11 protein-coding genes are annotated in these 13,768 nt (G+C 35.4%); 6 read left to right on the plus strand and 5 right to left on the minus strand.

Annotated elements, in window-relative coordinates; translation table 11 throughout:
• Nucleotides 1-12 precede the first annotated feature (12 nt).
• From greA to HH_RS00775, 3 genes are all read right to left on the minus strand, one after another.
• On the minus strand, nt 13-504 hold the full coding sequence (gene greA, locus HH_RS00765) for a transcription elongation factor GreA (protein WP_011114997.1): 492 nt from the start codon (nt 502-504) through the stop codon (nt 13-15).
• Between the two features lie 113 nt (nt 505-617).
• Nucleotides 618-2,093, minus strand: a complete 1,476-nt coding sequence (gene putP, locus HH_RS00770) for a sodium/proline symporter PutP (RefSeq protein ID WP_041308918.1) — start codon at nt 2,091-2,093, stop codon at nt 618-620.
• A 95-nt stretch (nt 2,094-2,188) separates the two neighbouring features.
• The gene (locus HH_RS00775) at nt 2,189-5,689 is read right to left on the minus strand and encodes a proline dehydrogenase family protein (RefSeq protein WP_011114999.1); all 3,501 of its coding nucleotides are present in this window, start codon (nt 5,687-5,689) and stop codon (nt 2,189-2,191) included.
• Nucleotides 5,690-6,001: 312 nt separating this feature from the next.
• On the opposite strand from HH_RS00775, the gene napA reads away from it, so the two are divergent.
• Genes napA through HH_RS00805 form a run of 6 tightly spaced genes read left to right on the plus strand, consistent with a single transcriptional unit; the run spans nt 6,002 to nt 12,576 of the window.
• A complete protein-coding gene (gene napA, locus HH_RS00780; protein ID WP_011115001.1) occupies nt 6,002-8,815 on the plus strand; it encodes a nitrate reductase catalytic subunit NapA in 2,814 nt (937 codons plus the stop codon).
• Nucleotides 8,816-8,824: 9 nt separating this feature from the next.
• Complete coding sequence (gene napG / locus HH_RS00785; protein ID WP_011115002.1) at nt 8,825-9,667, plus strand: ferredoxin-type protein NapG; 843 nt, start codon at nt 8,825-8,827, stop codon at nt 9,665-9,667.
• A complete protein-coding gene (gene napH / locus HH_RS00790; RefSeq protein ID WP_011115003.1) occupies nt 9,667-10,596 on the plus strand; it encodes a quinol dehydrogenase ferredoxin subunit NapH in 930 nt (309 codons plus the stop codon). Before napG ends, napH begins: the two co-directional genes overlap by 1 nt.
• Nucleotides 10,593-11,156, plus strand: coding sequence for a nitrate reductase cytochrome c-type subunit (locus tag HH_RS00795; protein WP_011115004.1), 564 nt, complete (start codon nt 10,593-10,595; stop codon nt 11,154-11,156). Before napH ends, HH_RS00795 begins: the two co-directional genes overlap by 4 nt.
• 11 nt (nt 11,157-11,167) lie before the next feature.
• Entirely contained in the window at nt 11,168-12,217 is a 1,050-nt protein-coding gene (locus HH_RS00800) for a WD40 repeat domain-containing protein (RefSeq protein ID WP_011115005.1), read from the plus strand.
• Nucleotides 12,217-12,576 (plus strand): chaperone NapD, encoded by a 360-nt coding sequence (locus HH_RS00805; RefSeq protein WP_011115006.1) that lies wholly within the window; start codon nt 12,217-12,219, stop codon nt 12,574-12,576. Before HH_RS00800 ends, HH_RS00805 begins: the two co-directional genes overlap by 1 nt.
• Before the next feature lie 74 nt (nt 12,577-12,650).
• Here the strand turns inward: HH_RS00805 and HH_RS00810 are convergent, their stop codons facing one another.
• Nucleotides 12,651-13,043, minus strand: a complete 393-nt coding sequence (locus HH_RS00810; protein ID WP_011115007.1) for a group III truncated hemoglobin — start codon at nt 13,041-13,043, stop codon at nt 12,651-12,653.
• 119 nt (nt 13,044-13,162) lie between these two features.
• The gene (locus HH_RS00815; RefSeq protein ID WP_011115008.1) at nt 13,163-13,600 is read right to left on the minus strand and encodes a hypothetical protein; all 438 of its coding nucleotides are present in this window, start codon (nt 13,598-13,600) and stop codon (nt 13,163-13,165) included.
• Nucleotides 13,601-13,768 lie beyond the last annotated feature (168 nt).

Consider the following 13,768-nt stretch of genomic DNA (forward strand, 5'->3'; position numbering starts at 1 on the left):
CTTCATCACTCTTTACCCCTCAAATACAATGTCCTTATAAAATACCTCAAGAATCTCAAATTCATTTTCTCCATTAGGCAATGTGATACTCACTTCATCGCCTTCTGATTTACCCATCAGTGCTTTAGCAATAGGCGAAGAAACTGAAATAAGCCCCTTAGAAGGATTACTTTCCATAGAGCCTACAAGCGTATAAACAAATTCTTTATCAGTATCAAGATTAAGAATCTTTACGCTTGAGCCAAAACTTACCTTATTATGTGGCAAACTTGCAGGGTCAATCACTTGCGCATTCGCAAGCATAAGTCCCAATTCATTGATACGTGCTTCAATAAAAGCTTGTTTTTCCCTCGCGGCGTGGTATTCTGCGTTTTCTTTTAAATCCCCGTGGCTACGTGCAATATCAATTTCAACCACAATGCGTGGACGCTCCACTTCTTTGAGATTTTTAAGCTCTGCACAAAGCTTTTCATAGCCATAATTTGTCATTGGTTCTGTTGCCATTTTTCTCCCCATATTTACAATATTTTATAAAACTTATAATTATAGTTAAACTAAAATAAACAAGGGCTAAATACCACACTTTTGTTATGAGATAATATACTGCCTCAAAAATATTAAAGATTCTTGAGCATAGTCTCATAAGCTGCTTTTGTCCCAGGACGCACTTTGCTCATTAAGCTCACTATAATAATAACTATACTTGCACAAACAAACCCCGGCACTATTTCATAAATGCCAAAATAACTTGAAAGAAAATTCTTATACACCACCACTACTACAGCCCCTGTAATCATTCCACAAATTGCTCCTAGTCTCGTCATTTTGCTCCAAAATAAAGAAAAAAGCATAACAGAACCAAAGCTTGCGCCAAAACCAGCCCAAGCATAGGCTACTATACTTAAAATACTTGAATTTTTATCAGTTGATATTAAAAAGGCAACAACTGCAACGAGCAAAACTCCTATTCTTCCAAGCCTCATCACGGTTATTGAACTTGCTTCTTTATTAAAAATTCGTCTGTAAAAATCTTCAGCTATGGTTGAGCTAGATACCAAAAGTTGTGAGCTAGCTGTGCTCATAATAGCCGCAAGTATGGCTGAAAGTAAAATACCAGCCACCCAAGGATTAAATAAAAGCTGACTCATCACAATAAAAATTTTTTCAGGGTCGTGGAGAGTGAGATTAAATTTATGCACATAAGCAATGCCCAAAACCCCTATTAAACAAGAACCGAGTAAGGAAATAATCATCCAAGAGATACCTACAAAGGTTGCTGTAGATATTTCTTTTGTTGAACGAATAGACATAAATCGCACAAGTATATGGGGCTGCCCAAAATATCCTAATCCCCAAGCTAGAGCTGATATAATAGCAAGTGCCGATACTCCTTTTCCCATAGAAAGAGCACTTGGCTTTACTTCGCTCACTATCTGTATAGCTTGCCCAAAGCCACCTAAATGACTTAACATCACTACGGGCACAACTATCAAAGCACACATCATTAAAAGCCCTTGTATCAAATCAGTCCAACAAACCGCTTTGTATCCACCTAAGAAAGTATAAGCCACTATGATAAGAGTGCCTGTGATAAGAGCATATTCATATTTAAGTCCAAAAGTGCTTTCAAAAAGTTTGGCTCCACTTACAAGCCCAGAACTTACATAAAAGGTAAAAAATATTAAAATCACAAACGCGCATACCACGCGCAATATATGCTTATCATCATCAAATCTCGTCTCAAAATAATCAGGTATGGTAATACTATTAGCAATCACACTTGTATAGATTCTTAATCTTTTTGCTACAAAAGTCCAATTTAAAAAAGCTCCTATGGTAAGCCCTATGGCTATATAGCTTTCTATAAAACCACTCACATAAAGTGCACCTGGCAAACCTAATAAAAGCCAACCACTCATATCACTTGCTCCTGCACTCAGGGCGGAAACAACGGGTCCCAAAGAACGACCACCTAAGAAATAATCCTCTGTATTTTTATTTTTCGTAAAAAAATAAAAACCTATAAAAAGCATTAAAGCTGAATAAGCTATAAAGGTGATAACAATTTCTATATTAATTTGCACAACTTCCATATCATTTTCCTTTTTTTATTTTTCCTTACAACCCTATTAAACCACCTAAAGCTTTACATAAAGCAAATAAACAAATTTTAGCTTAAAATCAAAACTTACTTCAAAACTCTTGCCCCTAGATTTCCATATCTGTGATAAGAGATGCTTAAAGATTTTTCATTAAAATAATACAAAAGCTCAAAACGCCCATTAATTAAAGGCTTATCTCGTTTAATAATTTTGGCATTTAAAGCCGCTTGTTGATAAATAGGATTTTGCCTATCTGGCTTGCCATAATAAAAAATGCGTTCAAAATTTGCTATTGTTTTTGAAAATTCAAACTCGTTTTCTTTTTTGGATTCAAACTCAAAAATGCGAAGTTCTTTTTGGATAAAATCAAGATTCTCATTTTTTTCGTAGCTTAAATAAACTCTCACTCCACTTATCTTTCCTGCTATAAGCACAGATAAAATATCACTTAAACTATCATCTGCGCTTATTCTCAAAGCAAGACTTTTGATAGGCGTATAAGAAAAGAAATTATCTTCACCTCTAATTTGCACATAATCTTTACTTTGGCTAAATTCATTTTCATAATGATAAGTATAACTTTTAGCCATTAAAATAGCTTTTTGTAATTCTGCCTTTAAGTGAGAATCTAATTTTAAACTTAGATCAGCTAAAGTCTTGCTAAATACATTTTCTTTGACATTCATATCAGCCTCATCTTGGCTTATATGTAAAAATTGTGTTACATAATTATAAATTCCAACTTTTCTACCAAAACCTATGGCAGATTTTTTTACTCCTCCAAAAGGCTGACGAAGCACTATTGCTCCTGTGGTTGGCTTATTTATATAGATGTTTCCAGCTTCTATATGAGTATGAAAATACTCCCATTCTCTTTCATCTAAGCTCTCAAGCCCAGCGGTAAGCCCATAACCCGTAGAATTGACTATATCAATAGCTTCTTCTAAATTTTGCGCTTTCATCACACTCAAAATAGGAGCAAAAAGCTCATTTGTATGAGTGAAATCTCCTTTTTTAGTGCCATATTTTATGGCAGGACTCATCAAATGCTCATTTTTATTGATAAACTTAGCCTCTAAAACCCAATGTTCATAAGGAGCAATCTCTTTTAAAGCTTTTTTAACCTTATCACTGGGCTTATCGGCTAAAGCCCCAAGCTTATTTTTAAATTCAAAAGGCGAACCAATAGCCAAAGATGAAGCTGCATCAATAAGACATTTTTTAAACTCCTCATCTTCATACACTTCTTTTTCAAGCACAAGCAAAGAAGTAGCTGAACATTTTTGCCCTGAATTTGAAAAAGCTGAATGAATAATATTTTTCACAGCTTGATCTCTATCTGCCATTTTTGTAACTATGGTTGCATTTTTTCCTCCTGTTTCAGCACTTAGCCACAAAGTAGGATTGGTTCTCAACATAGTATAAGCTGTTTCTTCTCCTCCTGTTAGCACACAAGCTTTGATTTCATCAGTATTTAAAAGGTATTTGGATATATCGCTTCCTTTAGCGGGCAAAAAGATAAGTCTATTTTTGCTGATACCAGCGTCCCAAAAACACTTGCAAATCTCATAACCACTTAATACTGACAAAGATGAAGGCTTATAAATGACTACATTACCGCTTGCAAGCATAGAACTAATACTCCCAACCGAAATACCTATAGGAAAATTCCAAGGTGCTATGACTAAGCCAACGCCTTTTGGACTAAATCTTGTCTTTGGGTTTGCTCTTCTTAATTCCTTTAAAGAATATGGATAAAACTCAAGAAAGTCAATAGCTTCGCTTACTTCAGAATCTAGTTCTAAAAAAGTTTTACCCACTTCAAGAGCAGCTATACCTATTAAATCCCCTCTTCTTTCCCTCATTAATTGAGCAGTGCTACTTAAAATCTCATAGAGATTATCAAAGCTTAGATTCTCATTTGCGCTTAAAGCGACCTTTAAACTTTCTTTTATCTCATTTTCTCCTGCCAAATAAATATGTGCTATGGTTTGGTTATTGATTTTATCTTTTTGTTCTACATTTTTTAATTTCTTGTGCGTGAAGTCAAGCTCGCCAGCAACAGGATAAAGCTTGATGTCTCTTAAATTTTCATATTTAACACGTATTTTTTGCGCCCAAACTCTGTTTTGAGCAAGAATAAAATCTGTATCAGGCTCATTTTTAAAAACTCCGCTTTGATACGCGCTTTGTTCTTTTGGCACATTATTTCTATCTTGGATTCTATGTGTGCTATTATCAAGATTTTTTATACCCTTTAAAGAGGCAAGAAAAAGCTCTTTTTGTACATTCCACGCTTTATCTCCTACCTTAAGCCCAAAAAAGTGTCTCATAAAATTATCTTCACTTGTATTTTCATCAAGCCTTCTTACAAGATAAGCTATAGCATTGTTAAAATGAGATTCATCACAAACTGGGGCATAAAGGATAAGTTGATGTATTTTACTTAACTCCAAAGAACACTGCATACTCATACCCTCAAGCTGCTCAAAAGTAAAACTATCTAGTGCATTTGCTCTTTTTATCCTTATATAAGCATAAGCTATTTCAAAAATATTATGACTTGCTATACCAATATGAATAAACTTATAATTATCATCCTCTAAAACAAAATCGAGCATTTTATTATAATTACTATCTGTATCTATCTTTTTATCAAAAGTGGGCATTGCCCAACCTCTTTGAGAAGCAATAAGCGCCTCGGATTCCATATTTGCGCCTTTAACAAAGCGGATTTTAATGGGTTTCATTCCTTTTAAAACTCTTTCTTTAGAAAAAGCATACAGCTTTTTAAGATATTCATAAGAATCTGGCAAATATGCTTGAAGCACTATGCCTGCCTTTATATCAAATTGAGCAATACTTTCCATAAAGGCAGCCACTGTAAGCTCTAAATCTCTAAATTCTTCCATATCAAGATTGATAAACTTAGGCTGATTCTGTCTTTGCTCTTCTTCTAAGGCTAAAGCATAAAGATGCTCAAGCCTCTTTACTATTTCTGCTTTTGAATAATCAAAATCTATGATATTAATTTGAGAAAAAATTGTAGTAATTTTTATAGAAATATAGGTAATATAATTGCTTTTTATAGCTTCTTCATATTTTTTTATGCGATATTTGCTCTCAATTTCACCCAACACCTCTTCACCTATAAGATTAACATTTAAGATAATATTGCCCTGATTTTTTCTTGCTAAAATATGAGATGTTAATTGTGCCTCATTAGCATCTAAAACCATACTTTTAGTGTCATTTCTTAAATGTCGTATAAAAAATGGCACACTTAAATGTGGAGTGAATTTTCCAAAATGTAAAAATGCAAAAAGCAAAAATTTCTCAAAAGCACTAAAAAAATCAGGTATGCCATATTTATTTAAAGAATATTCTATAAATTCAAAACTTGTCTTGGCTTCTTTTGAACGAAAAGAGCGATCAAGCAATTCAATAAGCATAACCTTAGCTTTAGGGTCATTTAAAAGTTTTTGCATCTTAAAATGAAAGGCTTTCTCTCTTGAGCTTATGCTCGTATTAATTTTTTCTTGCAAATCTGCGGCAAAATCAAAGCTTTCTTGGATAATTTCTTGCATTTGTTTTTCCATAATAAATAATTTAATTTTTTAATCAATTTGAGTAACAATAATAATTTTAAAAGAGCTTAGATTATACTTGCTCAAGGTTAATACTCCTTCATCTGTTCTAACCTTAAGATTCATAATTGCAACACAAAATAGGCTTTCTCATTTTCGTAATATATTTTAAAATATAAATATAAAGTTTAAAAAGTAAAATATTTTTTTAATATAACTGATATATATCAAGTATCTAAAATGAAAATCAAGGATAAGATTCGTTCAATCATTTGGATTCTCCAAATGTAAGCGAAATTTTAAGGAGGCTTTATGACAAGCAAAATACAAGGTAAAAAGCCCACACTTTCACGCCGAGACTTTATTAAAAGTGCAGCAGCAGCTTCGGCAGCAGCAAGTGTCGGGCTAAGTATCCCAAGCGTAATGAGTGCAGAAGCACAAAATGCGCAAAAGCTGTGGAAATGGGATAAATCAGTATGTAGATTCTGTGGAACAGGTTGTGGCATTATGGTAGCTACACAAAAAGATAATACGGGACAAGCTAAAATTGTAGCAATTAAAGGCGATCCGGAAGCACCAGTGAATCGTGGCTTAAATTGTATTAAAGGATATTTTTGCGCCAAAATTATGTATGGAGCAGATAGGCTTACAACGCCTCTTTTGCGTGTCAATAGTAATGGAGAATTTGATAAAAAAGGTAAATTTGCTCCTGTAAGCTGGAAAAGAGCTTTTGATGAAATGGAAAAACAATTCAAAAAGGCTTACAATGAGCTTGGACCTACAGGTATAGCAGTTTTTGGCTCTGGACAATACACAATTCAAGAGGGTTATGCTGCTGTAAAACTTGTTAAAGGCGGATTCAGAAGCAATAATATTGACCCAAATGCACGACATTGTATGGCAAGTGCGGTTGTTGGCTTTATGGAAACTTTTGGTATTGATGAGCCTGCTGGGTGTTATGATGACATTGAACTTACAGACACAATCGTTACCTGGGGTGCAAATATGGCTGAAATGCACCCTGTGCTTTGGAGTCGTGTAACCGATAGAAAATTAAGCAGTAGTAATGTAAAAGTGATTAATCTCTCTACTTATACGAATCGCACTTCGGATTTAGCAGATATTGAGATTATCTTTAAACCACATACTGATTTAGCAATTTGGAATTTTCTTGCACGCGAGATTATCAATCGTAATGCTGTAGATGAAGCATTTGTAAAAGAAAACTGCGTTTTTAGCACAGGTTTTGTCAATATCGGTTATGGTATGAGAAATAATCCTCAACACCCCAAATTCAAACCTGAAGAAAGAGATATAGTTGCTAAAGAAGTATCAAAAATAGTAAGCAATGATGAGGGTATCACACTGCAATATTTAGGCATCAAAGCAGGTGAAGAAATGAAAATGGATAAAGCTGGTGCAGCAGGAAATCACTGGGGCATTAGTTTTGAAGATTTCAAAAAAGGCTTAGAGCCTTACACACTTGATTTTGTAGCCAATCTTGCTAAGGGTAATCCTGATGAAAGTATAGAATCTTTCAAGCAAAAGCTTCAAAGTTTAGCAGATTATTATATTGATAAAAATCGCAAAATTGTAAGCTTTTGGACTATGGGTATGAATCAGCACCAAAGAGGCACTTGGGTAAATGAACAAAGTTATATGGTCCATATGCTTCTTGGCAAACAAGCTAAACCCGGCAGTGGTGCGTTTTCACTTACAGGACAGCCTAGCGCGTGCGGCACTGCTCGTGAGGTGGGGACATTCTCACATAGACTTCCAGCAGATATGGTAGTAGCAAATCCAAAACATCGTGAGATTACAGAAAAAATATGGCATCTCCCCTCTGGCACACTCAATAGCAAAATCGGTGCACCCTATTTGAAGATTATGCGTGATTTAGAAGATGGTAATATCAAATGGGCGTGGGTGCAAGTAAATAATCCTTGGCAAAATACAGCCAATGCTAATCACTGGATTGCTGCAGCAAGAGAGCAAGATAACTTTATCGTTGTAAGCGAGTGTTATCCGGGCATAAGTGCCAAAGTGGCAGATTTAATTTTGCCAACAGCGATGATTTATGAAAAATGGGGTGCATATGGTAACGCTGAAAGACGCACTCAACATTGGAAGCAACAAGTTGTAGCACCCGGTGAGGCTATGCCTGATATTTGGCAAATGGCTGAATTTGCAAAACGTTTTAAACTAAGCGAAGTATGGGACAAAGGATATGAAGCCCTTGATATTAAACCGGTTTTAGAATCTGCCAAAGCTATGGGCTATACAGAAGAAGATACACTCTTTGATGTGCTTTTTGCCAACAAAAATGCAAAAAACTTTAGCGCACAAGACGCTCTACTTAAAAATGAGTTTAATACCGAAGTATTGGGCGATTCTCGGAATGTTGAAGATGGCAATGGAGAAGCATTTAAAGGATATGGGTTTTTTATCCAAAAATATCTTTGGGAAGAATATCGTCAATTTGGACTAGGACACGCTCACGATTTAGCTGATTTTGATACTTATCATCGCGTAAGAGGCTTGCGTTGGCCTGTTGTAAATGGTAAAGAAACACAATGGAGATTTAATGCAAAATATGACTTCTATGCGCAAAAACTTGGTAATGGTAAAGCATTTGCATTCTACGGCAATAAGGGCAAAGATATGCCTGCTGGCTCACTTAATGCTCCAAGCGAAGAAAAAGTTAGTATTGATAACAAAGCAAAAATCTTCCTTCGTCCTTATATGGACCCCTGTGAGATGCCCGATAAAGAATATCCTATGTGGCTTTGCACTGGGCGCGTATTAGAACATTGGCACTCTGGCACAATGACTATGCGTGTGCCTGAACTTTATCGTGCTGTGCCTGAAGCACTCTGCTATATGCACCCTGATGATGCTAATGCTCAAAATTTAGAGCAAAATCAAGTGGTATGGGTAGAATCTAGAAGAGGTAAAGTCAAAGCAAAACTTGATTTACGCGGACGAAACCGCCCACCAAAGGGGCTTATTTATGTGCCTTGGTTTGATGAAAATGTATTTATCAATAAAGTTTGCCTTGATGCAACTTGTCCAATTTCAAAGCAAACAGACTTTAAAAAGTGCGCTGTGAAAGTGTATAAAGCATAAGGATAAAATGTGTCAGACGAAACACTCAAGCCATCAAATCCTCAAAGACGCGAAGTGCTGCTTAAAATAGGGCAAAATACAGGTTTTGCTTTATTTGGGGCACTTATATGGGGCGCGTATGTTAATGTCGCTAAAGCTGGAAATGCTAATATTTTGCGCCCCCCTGGTGCGAGCAAAAATGATGCTGATTTTGTTGCAAGCTGCATTAAATGTGGGCTTTGTGTGGAATCTTGTCCATTTTATACGCTCAAACTTGCTACACCAAATGATGATACCACTCTTGGCACACCATTTTTTGAAGCTCGCAAAGTGCCTTGCTATATGTGTAAAGATATTCCTTGTGCAGCAGCGTGTCCCACTGATGCACTTGATTTAAAACGTCTTTACAAACCCAAAAAACACGAAGAAGATGGGCAAAGCTATACTCAAGCAGATATTAATAATGCCACAATGGGTATAGCTATCGTGGATTCTAAACATTGTGTAGCTTATGCAGGCATACAATGTGATGCTTGCTATCGTGCGTGTCCGCTTATTGACAAAGCCATTAAGCTTGAATATAAACGTAACGAACGCACTGGAAAGCACGGATTCTTATTACCTGTAGTAGATAGTGATTATTGCACAGGTTGTGGTATGTGTGAAAAAGCGTGTGTAACGGAGCTTCCCACAATCATTGTGTTGCCTCGTAGTGTTGCATTAGGTAAAATGGGAACAAACTATATCAAAGGTTGGGATAAAACTGATGAAAACAGACTTTTTGAACTCAAAGAACAAAAAAACATCAAGTCTAAAAAACCTAGCCATAGCGATAGTTTAGAGTATCTCAACAATTCACTTGGAGAGATATAATGAAGTTTGCAAAAATAAAATATCTGCTTCTTAGGCGTTTATCTCAATTTGTAATTCTTGCACTTTTTATAATGGGGAATTATTCTATTGCGACACTTAAAAATGTGCAAAACAAAGAAGAATTGGGTGTTTTTGGTGGCAATATAGAATCTCTAATAGGAGATTCTAGCTCTGTGGTGGCAAAGCAACCAAGCATACTAAGCTCTATCGTGCAAGGAAATTTAAGTCATTCAAGCTGGTTTGGTGGCGCTTTTAATCTCACAGACCCTTTAAGCGTAATGCAAATTTTTCTTGCAGGTGGTGGATTAGCATTTGATGTATTGCTCGGAACTTTGCTTGTAGTGCTGATTTATGGCATATTTTTAGGGAGAGCTTATTGTGCTTTTGTTTGTCCTATTAATCTTATAACAGATTTTGCAAACTTCTTACGCGCAAAGCTAGGATTAAATTATGCTCAACGTAAGCTCTTTCTTTCGCGTTCTACACGATTTGTAATCTTAGGGCTAGGCTTAAGTTTAAGTGCAATATTTGGTGTAGCTGCCTTTGAACTTATTAGCCCTATCTCTATGGTGCATCGTGGTGTAGTTTTTGGTATGGGTTTTGGCATTTTTGCCATAGTGGCTGTGTTTTGCTTTGATTTATTTGTGCTTAAAAATGGTTTTTGTGGGCATATTTGTCCGCTTGGGGCAATGTATTCACTCATTGGGAAATTTGCACTTTTACGCGTTCATCATACACTTTCACATTGCACAAAATGTATGAAATGTGTGCAAATTTGCCCTGAGCCTGAAGTCCTAAAACCTATTGGCAAACAAGGAGGCGCATTAAAAACAATGACTTGTTTGCGCTGTGGGAGATGTATTGAGGTGTGCGATGATAACGCACTGAATTTTAGTATTTTAAATTTTACACACAAGGAGAAAAGATGAAAAAATACGCTCAAAGTTTAATAATTGGGTTACTTGGATTGGCATTTTTCGCGTGTTCAGATTCTACGGAATCTAAAAGTGATAATGTGTCTAAAGAGATACAAGGTGAAATGTTTAAAGATAGTGAAATTGGCTTAAGAAAAGTGGATTTGCAAGATGAAAAAGATGTCAAATTGCTTCAATATGCATATCCTAATGCTTCTGCAGGCGAGAGCACACTTATTGAACGCTCATTTGAAAATGCTCCACCTATGATTTCTCACAGCATAGAAGGTATGCTACCTATCACAAAAGATGATAATCAATGTCTTACTTGCCACGACCCTGCAGTTGCAGCAGATGTAGGTGCTATAGCCGTTCCTGCTTCGCATACTTATGATTTGCGCACAAATAAAAATTTAGGCGAAGTCTCTCACGCACGATTTAATTGTGTGTTATGTCATACTCCACAGGCAGATGTAGCACCAGCTATTGCCAATACTTTTTCACCTGCTTTCCGCACTCAAGAGGGCAAAAAATCATCAAATCTTCTTGATGTTCTTAATGAGGGCGTAAATTAAGGTTAAATAAAGTGGATTCTCTACAAAGATGCACACGAAAGTTTAGCACACAAAGACTATTGTGCTGGCTTTTGTGTTTTTTTGCTTTATGTTTGCCCCTGTGCGCAAAAGCTCTTGTAATTGAGAGTAAAAATGCACAAATTATTCATACAAATGGCATTATCACGCATATCAGCACCTTTGGGGAACACATTTTTGTAGGTAATGCAATAGGTGAAATTGATGTGTTTAAGCTTGATAATTCACAAAAAGCACACAAAATTTATAGTTTAACTTTGCCACTCATTGAAGATTATTTTGGAAATACTCACGCACCACGTGTATTTGACATTACTACTTTTGATGGCAAGATACTTTTTGTTCTTAGCGAGGCTTCTCGCGGTGCAAAAGAAATCCTTAAGCTCTCTGCTACACAATCCCCTCAAGTAATTTATAATACCCACACTGCACCAAAACGCATTATCGCTTTCGAAGACAATAAGCTTGTTGTAGGGTTTTTAAGTAATGAGATTGGGCTCTTTGATATTAAAAGTGCTCAATTTGTGTATATAACTCACCCAAGCCTTGCTGGATTTTCTGATTTATGTGTGAATGCGCCTTTTATCTTTAGCACTGATGAATCTGGTATTGTAAATGTGATTGAGAGTTCAAATGGCAAAGTGCTTTCACGCCTTGATAAAATAAACAAAGACAATAACTACCAAATTGCCTCTGCAGGTGATAAGATTCTAACCGCAAGTGTGGATAGGCAGATGGGAATCTACACCTTTCAATCAAGCCCTAAAACAAAATTTACCCTTACAAATGCTACGAGCATTAAGAGCACATTTCTTATTTATGCAGTGGGTATCTCGCCTGATGCTATGTGGGCAGCTTTTAGCAAAAATGAACAAAATGATATTAGCATTATTCATCTTGCCACACAAAAAGAGCATTTCATACTCAAAGGTTCTACATCACTTATTAATAGTCTTATTTTTTATGATAAAAATACACTCATTTCAGGCAATGATGATAAAACATTTATCATTTGGAAACTGCCAAAATCTAAGGAGAAATAATGAATATCTCAAGTATCGTTGTGAAAACTACTCAAGAAAGTTTTGAATCTGTAAAAAATGCTATTAAAGAAATACAGGGTTGTGAAATATATATTGAAGACAAAGCTACAAATCAGCTTATTGTCGTTATAGAATCTCAAAACACCGAAGAAGAAGTAGCTATTAACAAACATATAGAATCTATGGCGGGAGTAATGAGCGCAAATATGCACTATGCCTATCAAGAAGATGAGATTAACGCACAACTTAAATCCATAGATGGTGGTATAAGCGAGTTTCTCAATAATGATTCTATCCCTGCTGAAAATATTGCTTACTCTGGTTCTATAGCACATCTTATGGGGAAAAAGCGCAAATAAATATTTTTTTATTTCATTTACATAACAGAGGTTTTAATTCTTATGATTCTATAGTCCCTTTTGTATCCATAAACTTAGTGATGCAACCCGCTCTCATATATTATATATTGGAATCTTTGAGCTATCATTTGAGCGCGTTGCAATATCAGCGAAATATGCTCCTCTTTTGCATATACTGCCCTTAAGCTTTCTTCAAATAAATTAAGCCACACATTAAAAAGCTCGCGTGGAAAAGGTGGTAAATCAAGGTGAGCTTTGAGAGGCTGCCCATTATAATCACCACTATTTAAAAGCATTCCTTGCCAAAAATTTGCAATCTTTGCTTTATGCACTTCCCACACCTCATCACTTGTGCCAATTTTTGTATTAAAAATATCGCCTAAACCACTTTTATCCGCACGCACTTTTGCATAAAAAATATCCATAAGCTTACGAATAGAATCCACATTAATTTTTTCAAAAGTCATTTTTTCTCCTATTTTAAAAGTAATGCAAGTTTTATTATCATAAAAACCACCAAACTGATTAATAGCACGATACCTACTGCTTCAATACTCATTTTCTCCTCCTTAAGAATCTTAAAATTTTATACATAAAATGCTACTTTTGCTAAAATAATAATGATAAGACCAAGAGATAATGCAATGGGGTGTATCACTTTTGCCAAAGGATTTTTAAGTTTCAAAAACTTACAACTTAGTGAAATAATTACCATCACCACAATAACGAATGCAACACACATTTTAATAACCAAAAGAATTTGCAAAGGTGTTTGCAAATATCCTTGCACACTGCCAATATAACGGCTTATCATTGCTCCACCTGTAAGCACCAAAAGAGCTAGGCATAAAGGCATTATTTTTACACCTCTTTTGCTTATTACGCCAAATACCCTATCGGCAATTTCATCACCCACACATTTTCTTATTGGGGTAAGCAGCACCACATCGGTAAAAATATAACCCAAAAATATTATCGCGCATATCAAATGCAGAGTAAGAAAGTATGGATAAAGAATGTCCATTTATAATCCTTTTATTCTATTTGTTGTGGTATATCTTAAAACAAAAAAGAATAAAAAACATTGATAAATGTTAAGATTTACTATAATATAATTGAGTATTTATAAAAAAGGATAAGAATGCAACTACTTTTTGATACTCTTTCACGCATTGGCAAAAAACGATATTAT

This window comes from Helicobacter hepaticus ATCC 51449 (assembly GCF_000007905.1).
Classification (GTDB): domain Bacteria; phylum Campylobacterota; class Campylobacteria; order Campylobacterales; family Helicobacteraceae; genus Helicobacter_C; species Helicobacter_C hepaticus.

Coding starts and splice junctions, on each gene's coding strand:
- greA (WP_011114997.1), bottom strand. CDS start 504: ATGGCAACAGAACCAATGACAAATTATGGCTATGAAAAGCTTTGTGCA.
- putP (WP_041308918.1), bottom strand. CDS start 2,093: ATGGAAGTTGTGCAAATTAATATAGAAATTGTTATCACCTTTATAGCT.
- HH_RS00775 (WP_011114999.1), bottom strand. CDS start 5,689: ATGCAAGAAATTATCCAAGAAAGCTTTGATTTTGCCGCAGATTTGCAA.
- napA (WP_011115001.1), top strand. CDS start 6,002: ATGACAAGCAAAATACAAGGTAAAAAGCCCACACTTTCACGCCGAGAC.
- napH (WP_011115003.1), top strand. CDS start 9,667: ATGAAGTTTGCAAAAATAAAATATCTGCTTCTTAGGCGTTTATCTCAA.
- HH_RS00795 (WP_011115004.1), top strand. CDS start 10,593: ATGAAAAAATACGCTCAAAGTTTAATAATTGGGTTACTTGGATTGGCA.
- HH_RS00805 (WP_011115006.1), top strand. CDS start 12,217: ATGAATATCTCAAGTATCGTTGTGAAAACTACTCAAGAAAGTTTTGAA.
- HH_RS00810 (WP_011115007.1), bottom strand. CDS start 13,043: ATGACTTTTGAAAAAATTAATGTGGATTCTATTCGTAAGCTTATGGAT.
- HH_RS00815 (WP_011115008.1), bottom strand. CDS start 13,600: ATGGACATTCTTTATCCATACTTTCTTACTCTGCATTTGATATGCGCG.